The sequence below is a fragment of the Sphingobium yanoikuyae genome, assembly GCF_013001025.1.
GTDB classification, from domain to species: Bacteria; Pseudomonadota; Alphaproteobacteria; order Sphingomonadales; family Sphingomonadaceae; genus Sphingobium; species Sphingobium yanoikuyae_A.
On the sequence record NZ_CP053021.1, the window covers coordinates 231,253 to 253,216 of the forward strand.

21 protein-coding genes are annotated in these 21,964 nt (G+C 63.2%); 10 read left to right on the plus strand and 11 right to left on the minus strand.

The window, feature by feature from the left end:
* Positions 1-67 precede the first annotated feature (67 nt).
* Complete coding sequence (locus HH800_RS01285) at positions 68-1,081, plus strand: glycosyltransferase family 2 protein (RefSeq protein ID WP_169859974.1); 1,014 nt, start codon at positions 68-70, stop codon at positions 1,079-1,081.
* The gene (locus tag HH800_RS01290; RefSeq protein ID WP_169859975.1) at positions 1,082-1,606 is read left to right on the plus strand and encodes a methyltransferase domain-containing protein; all 525 of its coding nucleotides are present in this window, start codon (positions 1,082-1,084) and stop codon (positions 1,604-1,606) included. It begins immediately after the preceding gene.
* On the opposite strand, the gene HH800_RS01295 is transcribed toward HH800_RS01290, so the two are convergent.
* From HH800_RS01295 to HH800_RS01330, 8 genes are all read right to left on the minus strand, one after another.
* Positions 1,502-3,157, minus strand: coding sequence for a hypothetical protein (locus HH800_RS01295; RefSeq protein ID WP_235681995.1), 1,656 nt, complete (start codon positions 3,155-3,157; stop codon positions 1,502-1,504). The two genes, HH800_RS01290 and HH800_RS01295, sit on opposite strands and share 105 nt — an antisense overlap.
* A 121-nt stretch (positions 3,158-3,278) precedes the next feature.
* Positions 3,279-3,533, minus strand: coding sequence for an ATP synthase F1 subunit epsilon (locus HH800_RS01300; protein WP_004210764.1), 255 nt, complete (start codon positions 3,531-3,533; stop codon positions 3,279-3,281).
* 54 nt (positions 3,534-3,587) lie between these two features.
* Positions 3,588-5,033, minus strand: coding sequence for a F0F1 ATP synthase subunit beta (gene atpD, locus HH800_RS01305; RefSeq protein WP_004210765.1), 1,446 nt, complete (start codon positions 5,031-5,033; stop codon positions 3,588-3,590).
* A 24-nt stretch (positions 5,034-5,057) separates the two neighbouring features.
* Positions 5,058-5,942, minus strand: a complete 885-nt coding sequence (locus tag HH800_RS01310; protein WP_004210766.1) for a F0F1 ATP synthase subunit gamma — start codon at positions 5,940-5,942, stop codon at positions 5,058-5,060.
* A 3-nt stretch (positions 5,943-5,945) separates the two neighbouring features.
* On the minus strand, positions 5,946-6,536 hold the full coding sequence (locus HH800_RS01315; protein WP_169863171.1) for a LysE family translocator: 591 nt from the start codon (positions 6,534-6,536) through the stop codon (positions 5,946-5,948).
* A gap of 42 nt (positions 6,537-6,578) precedes the next feature.
* On the minus strand, positions 6,579-8,108 hold the full coding sequence (gene atpA, locus HH800_RS01320) for a F0F1 ATP synthase subunit alpha (protein WP_004210768.1): 1,530 nt from the start codon (positions 8,106-8,108) through the stop codon (positions 6,579-6,581).
* Positions 8,109-8,110: 2 nt separating this feature from the next.
* Positions 8,111-8,665 carry a F0F1 ATP synthase subunit delta gene (locus HH800_RS01325; protein ID WP_004210769.1) on the minus strand — a complete coding sequence of 185 codons (555 nt, stop codon included), beginning with the start codon at positions 8,663-8,665 and terminating at the stop codon, positions 8,111-8,113.
* 181 nt (positions 8,666-8,846) lie between these two features.
* Positions 8,847-10,406 (minus strand): S1C family serine protease, encoded by a 1,560-nt coding sequence (locus HH800_RS01330; protein WP_169859976.1) that lies wholly within the window; start codon positions 10,404-10,406, stop codon positions 8,847-8,849.
* Positions 10,407-10,531: 125 nt separating this feature from the next.
* Here HH800_RS01330 and ada point away from each other — a divergent pair, with 125 nt between their 5' ends.
* Both ada and HH800_RS01340 read left to right on the plus strand, forming a co-directional pair.
* Positions 10,532-11,605 carry a bifunctional DNA-binding transcriptional regulator/O6-methylguanine-DNA methyltransferase Ada gene (gene ada / locus HH800_RS01335; protein WP_169859977.1) on the plus strand — a complete coding sequence of 358 codons (1,074 nt, stop codon included), beginning with the start codon at positions 10,532-10,534 and terminating at the stop codon, positions 11,603-11,605.
* Positions 11,606-11,664: 59 nt separating this feature from the next.
* Positions 11,665-13,179, plus strand: coding sequence for a DUF1570 domain-containing protein (locus tag HH800_RS01340; RefSeq protein WP_235681996.1), 1,515 nt, complete (start codon positions 11,665-11,667; stop codon positions 13,177-13,179).
* Here HH800_RS01340 and HH800_RS01345 read toward each other — a convergent pair.
* The 3 genes from HH800_RS01345 to HH800_RS01355 are packed head-to-tail and all read right to left on the minus strand — an operon-like array spanning position 13,130 to position 16,172.
* Complete coding sequence (locus HH800_RS01345) at positions 13,130-13,315, minus strand: DUF1289 domain-containing protein (RefSeq protein WP_169859978.1); 186 nt, start codon at positions 13,313-13,315, stop codon at positions 13,130-13,132. The genes HH800_RS01340 and HH800_RS01345 overlap by 50 nt on opposite strands.
* Positions 13,315-15,483: a primosomal protein N' gene (locus HH800_RS01350; RefSeq protein WP_069336637.1), complete on the minus strand. Its 2,169-nt coding sequence runs from the start codon at positions 15,481-15,483 to the stop codon at positions 13,315-13,317. Before HH800_RS01350 ends, HH800_RS01345 begins: the two co-directional genes overlap by 1 nt.
* Positions 15,484-15,521: 38 nt before the next feature.
* On the minus strand, positions 15,522-16,172 hold the full coding sequence (locus HH800_RS01355) for a DUF2490 domain-containing protein (RefSeq protein WP_169859979.1): 651 nt from the start codon (positions 16,170-16,172) through the stop codon (positions 15,522-15,524).
* A 129-nt stretch (positions 16,173-16,301) separates the two neighbouring features.
* On the opposite strand from HH800_RS01355, the gene fsa reads away from it, so the two are divergent.
* From fsa to HH800_RS01385, 6 genes are all read left to right on the plus strand, one after another.
* Positions 16,302-16,955, plus strand: coding sequence for a fructose-6-phosphate aldolase (fsa, locus tag HH800_RS01360; protein ID WP_169859980.1), 654 nt, complete (start codon positions 16,302-16,304; stop codon positions 16,953-16,955).
* 86 nt (positions 16,956-17,041) lie between these two features.
* On the plus strand, positions 17,042-17,368 hold the full coding sequence (locus HH800_RS01365) for an antibiotic biosynthesis monooxygenase family protein (protein WP_004210781.1): 327 nt from the start codon (positions 17,042-17,044) through the stop codon (positions 17,366-17,368).
* Positions 17,369-17,437: 69 nt separating this feature from the next.
* Positions 17,438-18,673 carry a GGDEF domain-containing protein gene (locus HH800_RS01370; protein WP_235681997.1) on the plus strand — a complete coding sequence of 412 codons (1,236 nt, stop codon included), beginning with the start codon at positions 17,438-17,440 and terminating at the stop codon, positions 18,671-18,673.
* A gap of 294 nt (positions 18,674-18,967) precedes the next feature.
* A complete protein-coding gene (locus HH800_RS01375) occupies positions 18,968-19,972 on the plus strand; it encodes a nucleoid-associated protein (RefSeq protein WP_235681998.1) in 1,005 nt (334 codons plus the stop codon).
* Positions 19,965-21,146, plus strand: coding sequence for a hypothetical protein (locus HH800_RS01380; protein ID WP_150426831.1), 1,182 nt, complete (start codon positions 19,965-19,967; stop codon positions 21,144-21,146). Before HH800_RS01375 ends, HH800_RS01380 begins: the two co-directional genes overlap by 8 nt.
* Before the next feature lie 498 nt (positions 21,147-21,644).
* Positions 21,645-21,935, plus strand: a complete 291-nt coding sequence (locus tag HH800_RS01385; RefSeq protein WP_234781599.1) for a hypothetical protein — start codon at positions 21,645-21,647, stop codon at positions 21,933-21,935.
* The last annotated feature ends 29 nt before the right edge of the window (positions 21,936-21,964 follow it).

The following is a 21,964-nucleotide window of genomic DNA, read 5'->3' on the forward strand; positions in this document are numbered from 1 at the left end:
CGGTTACCCGTCATTAACCATTCTGGCCGATAGCGAGCATGAGTATCTGGCAGGATATCTACGCGCCATGCGAACCGTGTCGATCGTCATTCCCGTTTTCAACGAGCAGGACAGCCTGTCGCTGTTCCTGGATGCAGCGCGTCCTGCGCTTGCCGATGCGTTGGCGCTGATCGGGCCGGGCGCGCAGGCTGAATATCTGTTCGTCGACGATGGCAGCACGGACCGCACCGCCGACGTGCTGGCGATCCTGTCGCGCCTGAACAGCGATGTCCGCTGCATCACCCTGTCCCGCAATTTCGGCAAGGAAGCGGCCTTGGCGGCCGGGATCGATCATGCTCGGGGCGACGCCGTCATCCCGATCGACGTCGACCTGCAGGATCCGCCGGCGGTGATCGTGGAGATGGTGCGACATTGGCTGGCCGGCGCGCAGGTCGTCAATGCCCGGCGGGTCGATCGGTCGACGGACAGCTGGTTCAAGCGCTGGAGCGCACGCTCCTTCTATGCGCTGCTCAACCGCCTGTCGGACTATCCCATTCCTGAAAATGTCGGCGACTTCCGCCTGCTCGACCGGCAGGCCGTCGATGTCGTCAAGCAGCTGGGCGAACAGGCCCGCTTCAACAAGGGGCTGTTCAGCTGGATCGGCTTTCGCGTCGCGACGGTCGACTATAGCCGCGCCCGCCGGGAAGCGGGCGCCACCAAATGGCGGCTGGGCAAGCTATGGTCGCTGGCCGTCGACGGCATCACCGCATCGACCACCATGCCGCTACGCATCTGGTCCTATATCGGTGGCGGGATCGCATTGCTGGCCTTTGCCTATGCGGCTTTTCTGGTCGTGCATACGCTGGTCACCGGGGTCGATACGCCGGGCTATGCCTCCATCATGGTGGCGGTGCTGGGGCTGGGCGGGCTCAATCTGATGAGCCTGGGGATCATCGGCGAATATCTGGGCCGTGTCGCGAGCGAAGTGCGGCAGCGGCCGCTCTATGTGATTGCGGACGAGCAGGGTGGTACGCCGCTCGTGACGCCACCGGAGGCGTGTGAAGGAGAGGTCCGGTGGATCGATCAGCCTATGCGAGCCTGAGTGCGCAGGAAGGCACGCATTGCTGCTGCGCGCGGCATCGGCAAGGTCGAGCCAGGCAGGCTGCCCGACACAATCGGCTTCGACGGACGGTGCTACGATCTTATCGTGCTGCTTGATGTGCTCGAACATGTCGAGCAGGATCGCGAGGCGCTGGCTGCGCTGCGCGATCGGCTGGCGCCGGGCGGAAGGATACTGCTGACCGTTCCGGTTGCCCCGTGGCTCTGGTCGGAGCATGACATGCTGCACCATCACAAGCGTCGCTACACCGCTGCCAGCTTGTATGCCGTTGCACGTGACGCTGGCTTGCAGGTCCATGAGAAGGGGCGTTTCAATGCGCTGCTGTTCCCGGTGGCGGTCCTTGCCCGTGCGGTTCAGCGGCTTACCGGGCGTGGCGCCGCAAGCGAGGCCGCACCGCCAACATCACTGAATACTCTGCTGCGTCATGTCTTCGCGACCGAGCGGCACCTGTTCGGGCGTGTGAGTCTGCCCTTTGGCCTTTCCCTCTACGCCATCCTGACCGCCTGAATGTGGAGGGCCATAGCGGCCATCGGGATGATACCATTGTCCGTCCCAGCAACGCGCTGGTTCGGCCGCGCTTGCTCTGTAGGGATTGGTCGGTCGCACCAGAGCGGGCATGTACGATATCGGAGCGAGATAGGTGCCCATCGGCTGGAACCAGAAACTCTGTCGCCACGCCATGAAGAAGCTGCAGTGTACTTCCGGTGCGGCAGGGTGGCTGATGGCGCGGCGAATTTCATGCAGTGGGGTAAGCGCGCCCACCGCCAGCGCGACGATCAGGAAAAGTCGCGCGCGGGACGGCACCAGAAGCAGGTCGACAAGCATGACCGCCAATATGGTCAGCGCCGTGACTGATCCCCGCATCATGAAATCTGTCGAAGACCCGATCTGCACGAATGGAATGGCCAGCAGCCACAATGTCAGCAGGACAAGCGTATCCATCCCGAACCGCCGGGCGTGGGCGACCAGTGCGACGGGAATCGCATAGACCAGTACCTCCAGCAGTTCGAATAGGCCCCATTGCAGCGGGGGCAATGCGTTGAGCCGGGCGCCTACATCATCATTTGCTGCGCCAAGATAAAGGAGACCCGGCGTTGCCAGCAACAGGGCAAGGGCGGGAAGGCCGATGTCGCGGGCCCGGATATCCCGCGCCATCAGTGCTCGCATACCTGCCAGCGCGGCAAAGGGCATCGCACCCATCAGCCCCAGGGGCGACCATAAGGCCGTTAGCGGCAACAGGGTCAGAAATTGCGCCAGGCTCGCCTTGCCGTCGCGCCATAGCAGATAGCCTGTCGCGCCGATCCAGCCTGACATCGCATGTTGCGGCACCCAGAAGGCCAGAGTGATGGTCGAGCTATATTGGAGATAGGCCCAATTCTCCATATGGTCGGATAGTCCGCCGCGGAACAGGATGCGCCCCAGGGCATCCAGCCCGCTGAAGCCGACCAGTATCGTCAATGCCACCGTCCGTTCGCGACGCTTGTTGAACAGCGTCGATCCCATTGCCAGCAGCATGGCCAGCATTACCGCATTCTGGAGCAGCAGTGCGATATCGCCGGCACCTGCGCCCCAGGCCTTGCCCGCCAGCGCCGGTACAAGGAACATGCCGATCGGGAAGCGCAACACATCCGGCTCCGCCCGCGCCGTGTAGACGAAGGGCCAGGGGTTGATGCGCATATCGTTCAAAGCCGCCAGACGGACCTGCCAGTCGATATTGGCGTAGAAAAAGCGCCCTTCGCCGCCGAGCATCAGCAGGATCAGAGCGACCGCCATGCAGGCAATCAGGGTCGCGACCGTTGGCCCTCGTTGATCGGGCATGGCGCGCACGGTCGCGACGCACAGTCCGACGATCAGCAACGCCCCGAGCGGATAGGCCCAGACGGGCATGATATCGAGAAAGCGCCACAGTAGAAGCTGGTCTAGCCCGAGCCAGGATAGCAACGCAGCAATCAGCCAGCCCGAGGGAAGTTGGTGTGCCAGCCAAGACGGCGATCCGTTCGTCGGCGGAGTGAAGGCGGGTTCATCCTGGGCGGGTGCGGTAAAGGCGAGGGCGGTCATCGGCGGGCGGCACTCACAAGAAAAAGGGGCGCGAAGCGCGCCCCTTGGTCCGTTCGTCTGGCATGAATGCGGTAGGTTGGAAAGAGCCTGGCTCCCCCATCGGCCTGCGCGCCAGGAAGCCTCAGCCCGCCTTTTCGGCGAGAACCGTCAGGCCCTTTTCATTGACCTCGGCAAAGCCGCCCTCGACCGGGATGATTTCCGGCGCGGCGCCAGCCGATGCGAAGATCTGGATCGCGCCATCGCGCACGGTCGACATGAAGGGCGCATGGCCCTCCAGCACGCCGAAGTCGCCATCGGTGCCGGGAACGACGACCTGATAGACCTCTTCCGAGCGGACGAGCTTTTCAGGGGTCACGAGTTCGAAATGCAGTGCCATTTTTATGTCCTATGCCCCCTCCCCGAACCGGGGAGGGGTATATGAGGTTAGAGCTTAGGCTGCTTCGGCAGCCAGCTTCTTCGCCTTTTCGATGGCTTCGTCGATGCCGCCGACCATGTAGAAGGCGTTTTCGGGCAGATGGTCATATTCACCATCGACCACGGCCTTGAACGACTTCACCGTGTCTTCGATCTGGACGAACTTGCCCGAGATGCCGGTGAAGACTTCGGCGACGTGGAACGGCTGCGACAGGAACTTCTGGATCTTGCGCGCGCGGGCGACGGTGATCTTGTCCTCTTCCGACAGCTCGTCCATGCCCAGGATCGCGATGATGTCCTGCAGCGACTTGTACTTCTGCAGGATCGACTGGACGGCACGGGCGGTGTCGTAATGTTCCTGGCCGACGACGCGGGGTTCCAGAACGCGGCTGGTCGAGTCCAGCGGATCGACCGCCGGATAGATGCCCAGTTCCGAAATGGCGCGGTTGAGAACGGTGGTGGCGTCAAGATGCGCGAACGAGGTCGCCGGCGCCGGGTCGGTCAAGTCGTCCGCGGGGACGTAGACGGCCTGGACCGAGGTGATCGAGCCCTTGTTGGTCGAGGTGATGCGTTCCTGCAGCTGACCCATGTCGGTCGCCAGGGTCGGCTGGTAGCCCACGGCCGAAGGAATACGGCCGAGCAGAGCCGACACTTCCGCGCCCGCCTGGGTGAAGCGGAAAATGTTGTCGACGAAGAACAGCACGTCCTGGTTCTCGACGTCGCGGAAATATTCGGCAATCGTCAGGCCCGACAGGGCGACGCGGGCACGGGCGCCCGGCGGTTCGTTCATCTGGCCATAAACCAGGGCCACCTTCGAACCTTCGCTGATCGCGTTGCCGTCGGCATCCTTGGCGATGACGTTGGCGTCGAGGAATTCATGGTACAGATCGTTACCTTCACGGGTGCGTTCACCCACGCCCGCGAAGACCGAGGTGCCGCCATGGCCCTTGGCGATGTTGTTGATCAGTTCCTGGATGAGAACGGTCTTGCCGACGCCAGCGCCGCCGAACAGGCCGATCTTGCCGCCCTTAGCATAGGGGGCCAGAAGGTCGATGACCTTGATGCCGGTGACCAGGATCGAGGCGTCGGTCGACTGGTCGACGAACTCGGGTGCCTTGGCATGGATCGGCGAACGCAGTTCGGTGGCGACCGGGCCGCGCTCGTCGATCGGCTCGCCGACGACGTTCAGGATGCGGCCGAGGGTGGCCGGGCCGACCGGAACCGAGATCTGCGCGCCGGTGTCGGTGACTTCCTGGCCGCGGGTCAGACCGTCGGTCGAGTCCATCGCGATGGTGCGGACGGTGTTCTCACCCAGATGCTGGGCGACTTCCAGCACCAGGCGCTGGCCATTGTTGCTGGTTTCCAGCGCCGAAAGGATCGCCGGAAGCGCATCGGGGAAGGTCACGTCGACGACGGCGCCGATGACCTGCGAGATGCGGCCTACATTGTTGGTGGTTGCCATGACTATGTCCTTGCCTGCTTGTCCTTAGAGGGCTTCGGCGCCCGAGATGATTTCGACGAGTTCGGTGGTGATCGCGGCCTGGCGGCTGCGGTTATACTGGATCGTCAGCTTGTTGATGAGGTCGCCGGCATTGCGGGTCGCATTGTCCATCGCGGTCATCGACGCACCCTGTTCGGACGCGTTGTTTTCCAGCAGCGCCTTGAAGAGCTGCACCGTGACGTTGCGCGGCAGCAGGTCGTCGAGGATCGCTTCCTCGCTCGGCTCATATTCCACCGTGGCGGCGATCGCGTTGCGGTCGGCGTCGGCGGGGATCTTCACCGGGATGATCTGCTGTTCGGTCGGGATCTGCGCGAGCGCCGACTTGAAGCGCGAATAGAAGAGATGGGCGACGTCGAACTTGCCGTCCAGGAACATCTGGCTGAGTTCCTGCGCCACCGCCTGGGCCTGGGCAAAGCCCGGCTCCTTGGCACCGGTAGTGTCGTAATTGGCGACGATCTTGCCCGGATAGGTGCGGTTGATGACCGGACGGCCCTTGCGGCCGATCAGGTAGAACAGCACCTTCTTGCCATCCAGCTCCAGCGCGCGGGCCTTGGCCAGCGCGGCCTTCACGATATTGGCGTTGAACGCGCCGGCAAGGCCGCGATCGCTATTGGCGACGACCAGCAGATGGACTTCGTCCTTGCCGGTGCCGGCGAGCAGCGGCGAAGCGCCTTCGCCTGAGCCGCCGGCGATCTTGGTCGCCAGGCTCGCGACGACCGCTTCCAGTCGCTCGCTATAGGGGCGGGCAGCTTCGGCAGCGGCCTGCGCCTTGCGCAGCTTGGCCGCGGCGACCATCTGCTTCGCCTTGGTGATCTTCTGGGTCGACTTCACCGACCCGATGCGCAGCTTCAGTTCCTTGAGGCTAGCCATAGTTCAAATATTCCGAGCAAGGGCCAGACGGCCCGCGAGACCAAAGAAACCGACGCCCATGGCGCCTTCGAACCAGCGCATCGCGCTGCTCTGCCCCACTTTGCGGCCCGCCTTGGTGGCGAGCAGCGCGAGCAGGGCGCACCACAGGAAACCGAGCCCATAGACGATCGCGATCAGCAGCATGCCCTGCCACGGCGCATCCGGGCCGGTGCCCACGAACTGCGGCAGCGCGGCGAGGAAGAAGATCGCAACCTTGGGGTTCAGCACGGTGCTGACCAGGCCCTGGGCGAAGGGCGATCCGGCGATCCGGACCTTGGGCGTTTCGCTTGCCGGCGCCGGCTTGATCGCGCCGCGCAGCAGGCCAAAGCCCATCCAGGCCAGATAGAGGGCACCGGCGATCTTAACGCCCAAGAACAGCCCCGGCACCGCATTCAGCACGCTGAGGAAGCCGAAGCCGCACAACAGCATGTAGAACAGGCCGCCGAGCTGGATGCCGCCTATCGCCGCCATTCCCGCCTTGAAGCCGCGGCGCGCCGCGTGGCCGGCCACCAACATGGTGTCCGGCCCCGGCAGCAGCACCAGACCGATCGACATCACGGTCCAGGCAAGAAGGGAATGGGCGGTCAGCACAGCGTCTTACGCGAAGGTCTTGCCGAACGAGTCCAGCGCAGCCTTCAGCTTGCCCTTGGCGTCGTCGCCCAGATCCTTGCTGTCGCGGATCGCGGTCAGCACTTCGGGGTGGTCGTGACGCAGATAGGCGAGCATCAGCTCTTCATAACGGGTCACGTCCTTGACCGGGATGCCGTCCAGATAGCCGTTGGTGCCGGCGAAGATCGACGCGGTCTGCTCTTCGAACGGCAGCGGCGAGAACTGGCCCTGCTTCAGCAACTCGGTCAGGCGCGCGCCGCGGTTCAGCAGCTTCTGGGTCGAGGCGTCGAGGTCCGAACCGAACTGGGCGAAGGCCGCCATTTCGCGATACTGGGCCAGCTCCAGCTTGATCGAGCCCGAAACCTTCTTCATCGCCTTGGTCTGCGCGGCCGAGCCGACGCGCGACACCGACAGGCCGACGTTGATGGCCGGACGGATGCCCTGGTAGAAGAGGTTGGTTTCGAGGAAGATCTGGCCGTCGGTGATCGAGATCACGTTGGTCGGAATATAGGCCGACACGTCGCCTGCCTGGGTCTCGATGATCGGCAGCGCGGTCAGCGAGCCATTGCCATTGGCGTCGTTCATCTTCGCAGCGCGTTCCAGCAGGCGGCTGTGCAGATAGAAGACGTCGCCCGGATAGGCTTCGCGGCCCGGAGGACGACGCAGCAGCAGCGACATTTGACGATAGGCGACGGCCTGCTTGGAAAGGTCGTCATACACGATCACGGCGTGCATGCCGTTGTCGCGGAAGAATTCGCCCATGGTGACGCCGGTATAGGGCGCCAGATACTGGAGCGGAGCGGGTTCCGAAGCGGTCGCGGCGACGACGATCGAATATTCCATCGCGCCATTTTCTTCGAGCTGCTTGACGATCTGCGCGACGGTCGAGCGCTTCTGGCCGACGGCGACGTAGATGCAGTAGAGCTTCTTGCTCTCGTCGTCGCCCGCGTTGATGCCCTTCTGGTTGATGAAGGTGTCGATCGCGACGGCGGTCTTGCCGGTCTGGCGGTCACCGATGATCAGTTCGCGCTGGCCACGGCCGACGGGGACGAGGGCGTCAATCGCCTTCAGGCCGGTCTGCACGGGTTCATGCACCGACTTGCGGGGGATGATGCCCGGCGCCTTGACTTCGACGCGCTTGCGCTCGGTATATTCGATCGGGCCCTTGCCATCGATCGGATTGCCGAGGCCGTCGACGACGCGGCCCAGCAGGCCCTTGCCGACGGGAACGTCGACGATGGTGCCGGTGCGCTTGACGGTGTCGCCTTCCTTGATCTCGGCGTCCGAGCCGAAGATCACGATGCCGACATTGTCGGCTTCGAGGTTGAGTGCCATGCCCTGCACGCCATTGGCGAACTCGACCATTTCGCCCGCCTGGACGTTGTCGAGGCCATGGACGCGGGCAATGCCGTCACCCACGGTCAGAACGGAACCGACTTCGCTGACCTGCGCTTCGGTGCCGAAATTGGCGATCTGGTCCTTGATGACCTTCGAAATTTCTGCGGCGTTGATATCCATGTTCAGCCTTTCATCGCCAGGGCGAGACTATTCAAACGGGTGCGGATGGAGGAATCGATCATCTGGCTGCCGATCTTGACGACCAGCCCACCCAGGATCGCGGGATCGACCTTCGCCTCGACGGCGACGTCGCGGCCGACACGCGCCTTGAGGCCCTTGGCCAGCGCGGTCAGTTGAGTCTTGGTGAGCGGATGTGCGCTCGTCACTTCGGCGCGGGCCTCGCCCTTGTGATTCGACAGCAGCGTCTCATAGGCGCGGATGACCGCGGGAAGCTGCGAGAGGCGACGGTTCTGGGCGAGCACGCCTAGGAAATTCGTCGTCAGTGGATCGATCGACATGGCGGATGCAACCGCCGCGATCGTCTTACCCGCTGCGTCGCGGCTGAGAACGGGACTGTTGATCAGGCCCTTGAAATCAGACGATTCTGCGATCGCCGCCTTGATTGCCGCGAGGCTCGCTGCGACGGTGTCGAGCGTCTTGCCGTCGCGGGCCAGATCGAACAGCGCCACCGCATAGCGGCCGCTGAGGCTGGCCTGAATACCGCCGGTAGTCTCCACGCGCTTACCGTCCTCCAACTTGATTTGCCGGTCATGCAAAAAGAGGGGGAGCAGTAATAACCGTCCCCTGTTGTCGGGCCGGTTAGCAGTGCCAATATGACTATGCAAGTCATGTGACACGATTCCATCGCATCGACGAAATCAAGCCAATTTGACTGAGTTTTTCGGGAAAACGGACAGGCTAGGGAGCGGGGTCTGCGGGGGCAAGCCGTCCTTTTTGGCAATGATAGACCAGCCGCTCGTTCGGCTGGGGCGGCAGCAGCGCGGCGAGGTCCGACTGGAGCGTCGCGATCCGGGTCAATATCGTGGAATCGCTGCTGCATCCCTTGATCGGGCCATCCTTCAGCAGGGCGCGGGCCTTGTCCATCGTGTCGCCGTCGGGCAGCCAGCGCTGCACCCGCAACAGGCCGGTGGCCGGGTCGAATTCGCTGCGGCTGACATAATTGCCCTCGTCGGGCACATGGGCACGCTGCCAGGTCGTGCCGGTCGCCTGATATTGGGTGTCGCCATTGACGCAGCCGCCCTCGGCCCACTTCAGGCCGACATCATTGGGCTGCGACACGGTCAGCCGGCTGCGGTTGAGGTCGATCCGGCAGATATTGTCGCCGGCCCAGGCAAAGGCCTTGTTGCTGACCACGCTCTGGTCCTCGGGCAGCTTCACCCGCTCGTCGATGCTGGCAAAGCTGGGCTTGAAGACGAACAGGCCAAGCGCGCCCATCAGCAGGATGCCGCCACCGGCGATGAACCAGGTGGCACGCTTTTCGCGGCCCTGGCTGTAGAAGAGACCGCCAGCCCCCAGGCCGAGCACGGCGAGGGCCAGCAGCACGGCGGCGCCCGCCATCGCATTTTCGCGGCCGGAAATAACATCGCGCTCGGCGGTGTCGCGGGCCTGCTGCAGCGCCTGCTCGCGCTTGTCGGCGGCGGCGCGGTCATTCTGTTCGGTCAGCTGCGATTCGCGCTGGGTGATCGAGGCTTCGGCCGCGTCGGCTTCGGCCATGGTGCGGCAGGCGACGACGGTGTGGAGCGAGGACACGCCGGCCTGACGCAGGAAGGAGGCGACTTCGCGCCAGGATACGGCAAAGCCGAATTCGGCATCATTGCCGTCCGAGATCGAGCCGAAGCTGTTGACGCCCAGTACCCGGCCGCAATCATCGACCAGCGGGCCGCCGCTGTTGCCTGCGGCAAGCGGGGCGGTGTGCAGGATGGTGTCGAAGCTCTGGCTGGAGCGGCCGGACGAGATGCTGCCGCTGGTCTTCACCGTGCCGAGCGGTTCGACCAGCTGCTTGAGGCTGAGGCCCTGGGCGCGATCGACGGTACCGGGATACCCGATGGCGGTGACATGCTGGCCGTCATCGACCGCCCCGGCATAGAAGGTGGCAACCGGCAGGCTGCCTTCCTCCAGCTGGATCAGGGCCAGGTCATTGCCCGGCGAATAGGCGATGATCCGCCCGCCATAGCTTTTCTTGCCCTCCGACGGGATCACGCCGATGACGAGGTCCTTCTCCTCGCGCGCCAGTTCGACGACATGGGCGTTGGTCAGCACCTTGTCCGGGGCGATCGCGATGCCGCTGCCATGGCCCACGAAATAGGCGTCCGCGCCATTGGTCGCGACCAGGGCGACGCGCACCACGCTGCGCGCGGCGGCGGTGATATCCTGCTGTTCGGCCCGTGCGGGGCTGAGCAGGACGAGGGACGCGACGAGCGCGGCGATCGGGCGAAGGCGACGGAAAAGGGCGACCATAGGAGGCGCATACATATGCGAAGGCCCGCTTTAGGCAATCGGGAAAAAGCGGATGCGACGGGCCGTGTGCTTTTGACCGCAAGCGACGGGAAGCCTCGCCAAGCCGTCTGGATTACCCCATATCCATGAACCAGATGACACGCCCCGAACCCGTCCCGGCCGCCATGCCCGATGCCGCAGACTGCTGGACCGCCTTTCTGGCGCGCGATCGCCGACAGGATGGCTGCTTCGTGGGCGCGGTGCTGACCACCGGCATCTATTGCAAGCCCAGCTGCCCGGCCCGGCACCCGAAGCGGGAGAATATGATCTTCCTGCCTGATGGTGCGGCGGCCCGTGCGGCGGGCTTCCGTGCCTGCCTGCGTTGCCGGCCGGATGAGGTGGCGCGCGACCAGCAGGCGGTGGAGGCGGCGATCCGCCTGATCCGCACCGCCGAAACGCCGCCCCGGCTGGAGGAGATGGCCGACCATGTCGGCTATGCGCCGCATCATTTCCACCGCTTGTTCAAACGGATCACCGGCCTAACCCCGGCAGCCTATGCCCGCGATCTGCGCACCGAGCGGCTGAAGGCGGCACTGGCGACGCCCGGCCGCGTGACCGATGCGATCTATGAGGCGGGCTATAATGCGCCGAGCCGCGCCTATGCCGATGCCGAACGGCATCTGGGCATGACGCCCAGCGCCTGGCGCGAGGGCGGGCGCGGTGTCGATATCCGCCATGTCGTGATCGGGACGAGCCTGGGCGCGCTGCTGGTCGCGGCGACCGAGCGCGGCCTGTGCCGCATCGCCTTCGAGGAAGGGGAGGCGGACCTGCGCCGCCGATACCCCAACGCGACTCTGTTGCCCGCGGACGCCGCGCTGGATCGCTGGGCGCGTGCCGTGGCCGCACTGGTGGATGATCCGGGGGCGGGAGCGGATCTGCCGACCGATGTCGGCGGCACCGCCTTTCAGCAGGCGGTCTGGGCCGCCTTGCGGGCGATTCCGGCGGGCGAGACGCGCAGCTATGGAGAAATCGCCGCGGCGATCGGCCGGCCGGGCGCGGTGCGCGCGGCAGGGACGGCCTGCGGCGACAACAGGCTTGCCATCCTGATACCCTGCCATCGCGTCGTACGCAGCGACGGCAGCCTGGGCGGTTATGCCTGGAGCCTTGAAAGGAAGCAGGTGCTGCTCGGCAAGGAAAAGGCAAGTAACGGGAGAGATTGAGCTTTCCATCGAACCTGTCGTCCTTCACCTTGGAACCCAGGTCTTTGGGGAAATGCGGGATGATGCGATTCTGGATGAAGGCACTGGCCGGGGCCGGGCTGGCCCTTGCCGGCGCCGCGCCGGCACAGGCGGCCTGGTGGCAGGCGCAGACCCGGCATTTCACCGTCTATAGCGAGGGGAAGGACGAAACCCTGCGCGGCTTTGCCGAGCGGCTCGAGAAATTCGATTATTTGCTGCGCCGCCTGACCGGTGTCACCAGCCCGGAACAGGGCAGCCCGGTGAAGGTCTATCTGCTGTCCAGTGAAGCCAAGGTCAGGGAACTGGCGCGCAACCCCAATATCGCGGGCTATTACACCACGTCCGACCGCACGGCTTATGCCTTCCTGGCGCGCGGCGCGAAGACTGGCAAATTTGATGCCGGTGCCGAGGAAATCCTGTTCCACGAATATACCCATCATTTCATGCTGCATCATTTCCCGGCCGCTTATCCGGCCTGGTATGTGGAGGGATTCGCAGAATTTTTCTCGGTCGTGGATTTCCCCAAGGATGGATCGATCCGGTTCGCCCAGGTGCCGATGGCACGGGTGCCGGGGCTGGTGCTGGGTCAGCCTTATCCGCTCGTCCAGCTCCTGTCGCGAACGACCGATGGCCTGAACCGGCAGGACGGCGACCGTTATTATGGGACCGCCTGGCTGCTCACCCATTATTATTTCCAGAACAAGAATGGCTATACGGCGGCGATGACCCGCTATCTGGGCGATCTGGCGCAGGGGAAGCCGGACGTTGAGCCCGACAGCTATTTCGAAGGCGGGGTGGCCGGGCTGGAGAAGGAACTCAAGGCCTATATGCGCAAGCGGCTGTCGATGTCGGTTCTGGCGCCGCAGGACATGACGATCGGCGCGATCACGGTGGTGCCGGTCGACCCGGCGCAGGGCGCACTGATCGAGGATGAACTCCACCTCGTCAATCGGCCCAGGACGGAGGATATTCCCGCATTGGTGGCATCGATCCGCGCTACCGCCGCCAAATATCCCGACAGCGCCTATGCCCTGACGCTGCTGGCCGAATCCGAATGGGCGGCCGAAGAGGGCGCCGCCGCGCTGGGCGACGCGGATCGCGCGATCGGCATTGATCCGAAATCGTCGCGCGCACAGGCCGTCCGCGCGCAAGTCCTGCTGGCGCGGGCGCAGGACAGCGACAAGGAGGAGGATTGGAAGGCGGCGCTGACGGCGATCGTGCGCGCCAATCGCGCCGATACGGAGGACCCCGTGCCGCTGGCGCTATTCTATCGCTATCATGCCATGCGTGGCGGCAAGATGCCCGACATCGGCTATGACGGCCTGTATAAGGCCTTCTCCCTTTTGCCGCAAAACCCCAATTATCGCTTCCAGTTCGCGCGCGCCTTGGCGGCCCGAGGCGAATATGCCGCCGCCTCCACCATCATGGACCCGATCGCCTTTTCGCCACATGGGTCGGACATGCGGGAGGCGGCGATCAAGATGAAGGCGGCCTTCGACGCCAGGGCTAAGGCGCAGGGCGACGCAAAGGCTCGAAATTCTTCACCCGCGCCATGACGGCGGCGCGGGCGGTATCGGTCATGCTGCGCCAGTGGACGATTTCGTCGAGGGTGCGGCCACAGCCGGTGCAGCCCTTGCGCTCGGCATCGAGCGAACAGAGGTTGCGACAGGGGCTCTCGATCGGCGCGGCCATCACATGAAGCTGTAGGGATCGACGTCCACCGCGACGCGGGTGGTCGATTTCCACACCAGATTGCCCAGCCATTCGCGGATCACCGACTGGATGTCGACCTGGCGCGTGGCGTGGATCAGCAGCCGGTGGCGATGGCGGCCGCGCAGCACGGAAAGGGGAGCAGGGGCGGGGCCATAGACCCGCATGCCCTCCACCTGCGGCGCCGACTTGCCGATCAGCCGGGCGGTCTGTGCGGCTTCGTCGCTATCCTCGCTGGAAATGATGATCGCGGCGAAACGGCCGAAGGGCGGGGCATTGGCGCGGCGGCGATTTTCGGTCTCGATCAGATAGAAGCGCTCGCTGTCGCCGGCGATCAGTGCCTGGATCACCTCCGCATCGGGCATGCGGGTCTGGATGAAGACATGGCCCGGCTTTTCGCCGCGCCCGGCGCGCCCGGCGACCTGCATGATCTGCTGGAAGGTGCGTTCAGACGCGCGCAGATCACCGCCCTCCAGCCCCAGGTCCGCGTCGATCACGCCGACCAGGGTCAGGTTGGGGAAATGATAGCCCTTGGTGATGAGCTGGGTGCCGACGATGATGTCGATGTCGCCGGCCTCGACCGACTTCACGAAATCGGCGGCGCGGGCGGGCGAGTGCAGCGTGTCTGACGTGGCGATGGCGACCCGCGCCTGTGGCCACAGCGCCTTCACCTCGTCGGCGATGCGCTCGACGCCGGGGCCGCAGGCGACCAGGCTGTCCTCTTCTTTGCACTCGGGGCAGAAGCGCGGCGCCGGGATGACATGGCCGCAATGATGGCAGGCCAGTCGCTTGGTCAGGCGATGCTCGACCATCCAACTGGTGCAATTGGGGCATTGGAAGCGATAGCCGCAATGGCGGCACAGCGTCAGCGGCGCATAGCCGCGCCGGTTGAGGAAGAGCAGGCTCTGCTCGCCCTTGGCCAGCACTTCCTCCATCGCCACGACCAGCGGCGGCGCGATCCAGCGGCCGCGCTCGGGCGGATCGGTCAGCAGGTTGATGCCCTCGATATCGGGCATCTGTGCGCCGCCGAAACGGGCCGGCAGCTTGATCTCGCGATAGCGGCCGAGATCGACCTGATGCCGTGTCTCGATCGCGGGGGTGGCGGAGGCCAGAACGACCGGGAAATGTTCGATGAGGCCCCGCATCACCGCGACGTCGCGGGCGTGATAATGGACGCCTTCCTCCTGCTTGAAGCTCGCCTCATGCGCCTCGTCGACGACGATGAGGCCCAGATTGGGGTAGGGCAGGAACAGGGCGGAGCGGGCACCGACGACGACACGGGCCTCGCCCGCCGCGATCGCGCGCCAGGCGCGGCGGCGTTCGCTCTGGCGCAGACCGCTATGCCAGTTGACCGGGACCGTGCCGAAGCGCTTTTCGAACCGCTCCAGAAAGGGTTCGGTCAGGGCGATTTCGGGCAGCAGCACCAGGGTCTGCTTGCCGGCGCGGATGGCAGCGGCGATCGCCTCGAAATAGACCTCGGTCTTGCCTGATCCGGTTACGCCGTCGAGCAGGAAGGGGGCGAATTCATGGGCACGCACCGCATCCGCCATGTCGGTCGCGGCTGCCATCTGCTGATCGGACAGGGCCGGCGGCGCGTGAGCCGGGTCGGGTTCGGGGAAGGGGGTGTCGACGCTCACCTCGACCGGCTCGAACGCGCCGGCCTTCACCAGGCCGCGGATCACCGTATCGCTGACCCCGCCGATCATCGCCAGTTCGCGCACCAGCCCCTGCCGGTCGCCGATCCGCTCCATCGCCTGGGTTCGCTGCTCGGTCATGCGATCGGGCAGCTGGCCGGTGGCACGATATTCGATGACGGTGCGGGTGCCCTCCAGCGCGGACATTGACGCCAGCGCCATGCGCAGCACGGCGGCCGGCGGAGCAAGATAATAGTCGGCGGTCCATTCGATCAGCCGGCGCAGCGTTTCGGGCAGAGGCGGCGCATCCAGCACTTCCAGCAGGTTGCGCAGGCGGTTGTCGCCGACCGTCTCGACATCCGGGAAGGATTCCTCGTCCCAGACCACACCGACCAGCTGGCGCGGGCCCAGCGGGGCGACCACGATGCTGCCCGGCCTGGCCGTCATGCCATGGGGGATGCGATAGTCGAGCGGGCCGAGGGCGGCATTGAGCAGGAGGACACGGGCGCGGGCCATGCAGCGTCCTTAACCACTCTTGCCGTTCTGGCAAATCGTCAGAGCCGCCAGGCGATCGCCAGCCAGGGGACATGGACGACCTCGTCGGGTCGGTTATCGGGGAAACTATGCTGGCGCATATAGCTCAGTTGGATGCCGAGCCGCGGCGTCAGCACATGACGCAGGCCGATCAACTGCCGAGTGGTGACAAGTTCGCTGTCCTGGACCGCGCTTGGCTTGTGCAGTTCGAAGAAAAATTCGGCGGAGGTCAGGAGGAACCATTTGCGCTGCTTTTCCAGCGGGATGTCGAGCTGGATACGTTCGCGCAGGCGCCAGGCCGGCTGCGCGGCGCTGTCGATATAGCGCTGTTCCAGCCGGGTGCGGCTCTGCAGCACGCCCAGGTCGATGATCAGTTGCTGGTGGAAGCGCATTTCCTTCTGCCTTCGGCTGGTAACGAAGGCGAAGCCGCCGCCCAGCTGCACGCCGTCGGCAATCCGATGGTCCAGGGTGATCCGTTGCAGCAACTGGTCATCGGCCGGCCGCAGGCGATAGCTTGTTTCGATGCCGATGCGATCATTGTCGTCAATCTGCGCGACGCCGCCAGCGCTGATCCAGGTCTGCGCTTCCTGATCCGCAGCGCGGGCAGGAAAGGGCAGGACGAGCATGGCGAGGGCGGTCAGGCAAATATATGCGCGCATCGCAAACTTCATGGCCGCTCCCCTGTCGCGGAAGAGGTAGAAGGCGGCGGGGGCCAAGGCAATCGCCGTTCGCCCCGATGGCCAATCCATCGGCCAGCCGCTAAAGGGAGCCGATTCGCGAATCCTGCCCCGGAGCATCCCATGAAATTCTTCGTCGACACCGCCGACATTGCCGAAATCCGTGACCTGGCCGCCACCGGCCTGCTGGACGGCGTCACCACCAACCCGTCGCTGATCCACAAGTCGGGCCGCAAGTTCCTGGAAGTGATCGAGGAAATCTGCGGCGTCGTGGACGGCCCGGTATCAGCCGAAGTCGTCGCGCTCGACCATGAGACGATGATGAAGGAAGCCGCAGTCCTGCGGAAGATCGCACCCAATGTCTGCATCAAGGTGCCGCTGACCATCGACGGCCTCAAGACCTGCAAGGCGCTGACCGACGATGGCGTGATGGTGAACGTCACCCTCTGCTTCTCGGCCAACCAGGCGCTGCTCGCGGCCAAGGCCGGCGCCAGCTTCATCTCGCCCTTCGTTGGCCGTCATGATGATAATGGCTTCGACGGCATGCAGCTGATCGAAGACATCCGCCTGATCTACGACAATTACGCGTTCGACACCGAAATCCTGGTCGCGTCGGTCCGTCACTCGATCCACGTGCTCGACAGCGCCAAGATCGGCGCTGATGTGATGACCGCGCCGCCGGCCGTCATCAAGGCCCTGTTCAACCATGTGCTGACTGACAAGGGCATTGCCGGCTTCATGTCGGATTGGGCCAAGACCGGCCAGTCGATCCTCTAAGCGACATTGCCGGCGGGCGGGCGATCGGCCTGCCCGCCGGAACTCCTGCCGCCGCCCGGCCATTGTCTCCGCACAAGGAGGTGGCCATGTTCGTTGCGGTCTATTGGTGGCGCGTCCACCCCGGCAAGGAAGAGCAGTTCCGCGCAGCCTGGCGCCGCGGCACCGACCTGATCCGGGAAAAATATGGCAGCTATGGATCGCGCCTGCACCGTGATGCGGACGGGCGGTTCGTGGGCTATGCCGAATGGCCGGACGAGGCGACCTGGCGCGCCGCCTTCGACGCGAAGATGGTCTATGACGACCCGGCAACCCGCGCCGCCTTTGTCGACGCGATCGCCGAAGTGCCGGCGGATGCCGATCCGATCTTTACCATGACGGTCACAGACGACCTGCTGGTTCGTGCGACGAGCTGAGCCGGGCGGGAACCTTTTGTTCAGCATATTCGGCTAGATAGCACGCTCCTTTCCCCGATGAACCTGTCCATGCCGATCGACGCCGTCACCATGCTGCTCATGACCCAGGCCATCGCCCTCGTTGCGGCGCTGGTGCTGGCTGCCGAATGGCGTCTGGCGAAGGTGCGCTCGCTCGCCTGGTGGAGCGGGGGATTCGCGACCATCGTGGTGGGCAGCGGCATGTCGGTGCTGCGCACGGCGGACAGCTTCCTTCTCTATGTCTGGCTGGCCAACGGCCTGCTGGTGGTGGCGCATCTGTTGTTCGCCAAGGGCGCGGCCGCCTTTGCCGGGCGACGCCTCCCCAGCATCTGGTTGGGCGTGCTGCTGGTCTGGGTGGCGCTGCTGGGCACCGATCCGGCAAGTGACCGCACCGCGCTGTTCGGCCTCCTCAATTCAGCGCTGGTCGCGATCCTGTCGCTCAAGGCCGCGTCCCTCCTGCTCTCGCTCCGCCGCACCAGCGAAGTGCGCGATGCGGTGCGGCTGGGGCATATTTTCCTTGGCCATGGCATATTCTACCTCGCCAAGTCGGGGCTGATCTTCATGCCGGGCCTGTTCGTCAGCCTGGTGGGCTTCAAGGGGCTGCTGATCAAGGCCTCGCTCTATGAGGGCATATTGGTCGAGGTATCGCTGGCGCTGCTGATGCTGGCGGCGGTGCGTCACCGGCGCGAACGGCAGATCACCGCGCTGGCCGAGCGGGATTCGCTGACCGGTGCCTATAATCGCCGCGCGTTCGAGGCGAAGGCGGCCGCCGGGATGGCGCTGGCGCGGCGGGCCGGCCAGCCGGTGGCGCTGCTGCTGTGCGACGTCGATCATTTCAAGGCGGTCAATGACGGCTTCGGCCACGCCACCGGCGACCGGCTGCTGTCGGGACTGGCCGGGATATTGACGGATTGCGTGCCTGCCGATGCACTGGTGGCGCGGCTGGGCGGCGATGAATTTGCCGTTCTGCTCTTTGGCCTTCCACCCGAAAATTTGCCGGCACTCGGCCGCCGCATCTGCCATCGTTTCGCGCAGAGCGGGGCGGGTGTTGCCGGGGCGAGTTTGCAAGTCTCGACCAGCATCGGTGCGGCGACCAGCATCACGGGCACGGAGGAACTGCCGCACCTGTTCGATCGGGCGGACCGCGCGCTTTATGACGCCAAGCGCAAAGGGCGCAATCGCATGTCGGTTGAATCGGGCGTGGATCTGAGCGTCGCGACCCCGCCACTGCGCCTCGCCAAAGTGGCACGCCGCGCCTGTGTCGGTTGTCAGGAAGTCTGCTCCTGACCCCCTAGAGTTTCCGGTGCTTTTGTCATCAGAGGATCACGGCTGATTTTCAACTTCTGCTCCTCTGGAGGGGGAGTAATGTCAACTTCTGCTCCGATCCCTATTTATCGGCGATTCAGATGAACCTTTCATCGCGTCGAGAAGATTCCTAGCCGAAGCCCAGAGCATGATATCTGCGCTAAATCTGCGACACCTTGCTTATCGCTCGCTCGTGCTTCAAAGTTTTGCGTAACAGTCGGACGTCCCAAGGATTGGTCATGTCCGTCACGGTTTTGGACGTTGGGGGGATTATTGGTGACCGAGATAATTGCGCTTGCGATTCATGACCTGAATCGTAGCGATGCTGGCTATTCTGTCGCACTCTCCAAGAAGTTGCTTGACGTGACCGACACGACGCTTCGCGTCATCTCCACGGTCTATGAACTTTACAACAGCCGGACTTCCAAGTCTCACGGTCGGTTCACAACGGCAGAAGGTTCTCCCACCGAGGGGCAAATCCGTGCCTATGTTGAGGCCAAGGAGAAGGACTTCCTCGGTCTTACCGGCAAGATGATGGATAATCTGGCACGGGAAGCGGGAAAGAAATCTGCTTCAGTCGGCGGGCATGTGTTTTTTGCCCACTTCCGACGGGATGGTTCAGATTTCATGCTCGTCACGGTGGTCACCGACAAGCTGAGCGCGGCCCTGACCAAAAATCATGGAATGGAGGACGTCGAGCACCTCGATCTCGATGGTTTCCGCTTCGCCGGCCGCATTAATCTTACTGCTTGGGCGGACAAGCAGGACCGCTACCTGAGCTTCTTGAAAGGCAAGGGTTCGATATCCGATTATTTTCGTGATTTCCTTGGCTGCGATTCGGCGGTTCTGGAGCGTAAGGACACTCAGAGCCTCGTGGATGCACTGAAGGAATTTACGCTCACTGAAAAGATGGTCGACACCGAGGCGACGGCGTTCCTGTCCGATGCCTTAGATTATCTTGGCAAGGCGAATAAGGCGAAGGAGCCGGTGGATTTCGAAGCTATGGCAAATCGCCTGATGCCGAAGGAACCCGGCAGGCTATCGAAATTTCTGGCCATTACCGATCGTCAGCTGAATGAAGGCTATGTTCCGAACGCCAGCGCATTGAAAGCCCTCGTGAAAGTGACCGCCAAAACGAAGATGTGGTCGGTCGAATTCACGCGTGAAGCAATCGACCAGAGCAAAGTCGTGTTCGACAAGGACAAGAAATCCCTTACGTTGATGGATGTGCCAGACGAGCTGATCAATCAGATGCGCGCCGAAGGGATGATCAGTGATTGATGTTACGTTTGCCGATCTTGTCGAGATATACCGCGCTACGCGGTTCGATGATGAGAACGGCGACGTTCTGACGATCAAGAGCGACCATATGGTGGCAGTTTTAACCGCCATCATGGAGATCGATACGCATTACAACGATGCCCAGATTTCGGTCGAGGACGGCTATGATCTGGCCGTCGGGGCAGAAGTGCCGGTAACGATTGGTCGGCCCAATGTGGCGAAGATGGGCCTGTTGGTTTCCACTTTGGATGATCTGTTCAAGGCGCCTGGCGCCGTGCTCGCGGAGCCTCAGCGGTATTACATCAAGAAAGAACATTACGCGTCGGGTGATAACCCTGTCCCGCCAAAACTGCTTGCGTATCGTGCAGTCTTGGACGTGCTCAAGATACTTCGCGATAGCGCGTCGCTGGTTGATGAAACGATGCGTCAGCTCATTTTCATCGGCAAAGAGAAGGTCGTCGTGCCGATCCAGTTTGGTTCAATGGACCTTCGCGGCGACGTGGTGGGTCAGGCTGTGCGGCTGACGAAGCTGTTCGAAGACGAATTGCACTTGGATGAGAAGCGGACGATTCTTCAGACCACCCTCATCGAAATGGTGCGTTCGCTACGCGACAAGGATCGGTTCGGTTTCCTAATTCGGAATCTAGATCGCCTCGCGAATGAGGTCGAGAAGGGATATCGACTCTTCACCTCGAGCTTCTCGTACTCGAAGATCCGCAATGAGGTTGAAACGGCGCGACTGGATTTCGTGGGCAAGATCCACAAGACCATCGTCGATATCCAAGGCCAGCTCCTTGGCATTCCTGTTGCAACGATCGTCGTGGTTACCCAACTCAAGAAGGTGCCGGCGTCGTGCGGCCTCGAGTTCTGGACGAACCTTGGCGTGCTTATAGGAGCAATCGTCTTCGCGGTGATGTTGGGGATTGCCGGGCTGAACCAGTGGAAGACGCTCAATGTTATCGCGAAAGAGGTGAAGCGGCAAAGCACCCGCCTCAGCGACGACTTTGCCCTGATCGCCGATCAATTCTCTGACGTGTTCGATGACCTCCACGCCCGCATCAAGTGGCACCGCGCTGCTCTTCTTGTCGTTGGCGGCGTTCTGTCGCTCGGCGTGATTATAACGGCAGTCGCAGTCTGGAGGCTTTTGCCGGCCAACGGTTGGCAATGCCTCTGAGGGGATACTGCATGGATTTCCAGCCGTGATCTTCGTCGGAAATCAAGATCGCATCGTAGAAGAATGCATGAGCAATTATCGGGCGGCACTCACGGATTGAGAGGAAGCTTTGGTTCCCCGGATGGTCCGCGGATAAGCGGCATCAGAAAGCTTCTGTCTAAAGTGCAGCCTGATTCCAAAGGATCTGTAATGCCCATAAGACGGGGGGTGGCTATTTTGCAAATTGCGCCTTGTGTCTGGGTCGGTATGCAGATTTATTCGAATTATTCTTGTCTGTGCCATAATGTATATTTGATCGCATCATAGTTTAGGTAAAGTTAATCCGTGATGATATGGTGTATCAGTGCGCTATCATGGCACAATGATCTGATGTAACATTCGGAAACAGTCCAATATGCCGCGATTTTACTTTTGCAGATGACATTCTGCGAAAAGCCTACTATGTAGCCTGTCATGCGCCGCTTAGGACGTTTCCTGCTCTGCCTGCTTTCGTTGTCCATGCTGACGACGACGCTGGTGCATGCCCAGGAAGTTCCTAACGCCCGTGCCCCCACAATCGAGTGCACGGGTTACGTGCATAGCGAAGGGGACGCGGACCAGACGCAGGGTGATGCCGACAAGGCGATCCCGCATCATCATGGCGGTTGCCAGGGTGCTCCGGCTTTCGTTCCGGTCTCTGCAAGCGAAGATATGCTTCCGTTGGCGGTGGACGCGCCTGTGTTCATCCCTGCGCCGATTCCGTCCAAGCGCTGGGCCATCGGCCCCGACCTGCGCCCACCCATAGCCTGACAGAGCCATAATGGACCGTTGCGCCTGAA

Coding starts and splice junctions, on each gene's coding strand:
- HH800_RS01285 (WP_169859974.1), top strand. CDS start 68: ATGCGAACCGTGTCGATCGTCATTCCCGTTTTCAACGAGCAGGACAGC.
- HH800_RS01295 (WP_235681995.1), bottom strand. CDS start 3,157: ATGACCGCCCTCGCCTTTACCGCACCCGCCCAGGATGAACCCGCCTTC.
- HH800_RS01300 (WP_004210764.1), bottom strand. CDS start 3,533: ATGGCACTGCATTTCGAACTCGTGACCCCTGAAAAGCTCGTCCGCTCG.
- atpD (WP_004210765.1), bottom strand. CDS start 5,033: ATGGCAACCACCAACAATGTAGGCCGCATCTCGCAGGTCATCGGCGCC.
- HH800_RS01310 (WP_004210766.1), bottom strand. CDS start 5,942: ATGGCTAGCCTCAAGGAACTGAAGCTGCGCATCGGGTCGGTGAAGTCG.
- HH800_RS01315 (WP_169863171.1), bottom strand. CDS start 6,536: ATGTCGATCGGTCTGGTGCTGCTGCCGGGGCCGGACACCATGTTGGTG.
- atpA (WP_004210768.1), bottom strand. CDS start 8,108: ATGGATATCAACGCCGCAGAAATTTCGAAGGTCATCAAGGACCAGATC.
- HH800_RS01330 (WP_169859976.1), bottom strand. CDS start 10,406: ATGGTCGCCCTTTTCCGTCGCCTTCGCCCGATCGCCGCGCTCGTCGCG.
- ada (WP_169859977.1), top strand. CDS start 10,532: ATGAACCAGATGACACGCCCCGAACCCGTCCCGGCCGCCATGCCCGAT.
- HH800_RS01340 (WP_235681996.1), top strand. CDS start 11,665: ATGATGCGATTCTGGATGAAGGCACTGGCCGGGGCCGGGCTGGCCCTT.
- HH800_RS01345 (WP_169859978.1), bottom strand. CDS start 13,315: ATGGCCGCGCCGATCGAGAGCCCCTGTCGCAACCTCTGTTCGCTCGAT.
- HH800_RS01350 (WP_069336637.1), bottom strand. CDS start 15,483: ATGGCCCGCGCCCGTGTCCTCCTGCTCAATGCCGCCCTCGGCCCGCTC.
- HH800_RS01355 (WP_169859979.1), bottom strand. CDS start 16,172: ATGAAGTTTGCGATGCGCGCATATATTTGCCTGACCGCCCTCGCCATG.
- fsa (WP_169859980.1), top strand. CDS start 16,302: ATGAAATTCTTCGTCGACACCGCCGACATTGCCGAAATCCGTGACCTG.
- HH800_RS01365 (WP_004210781.1), top strand. CDS start 17,042: ATGTTCGTTGCGGTCTATTGGTGGCGCGTCCACCCCGGCAAGGAAGAG.
- HH800_RS01370 (WP_235681997.1), top strand. CDS start 17,438: ATGCCGATCGACGCCGTCACCATGCTGCTCATGACCCAGGCCATCGCC.
- HH800_RS01385 (WP_234781599.1), top strand. CDS start 21,645: ATGCTGACGACGACGCTGGTGCATGCCCAGGAAGTTCCTAACGCCCGT.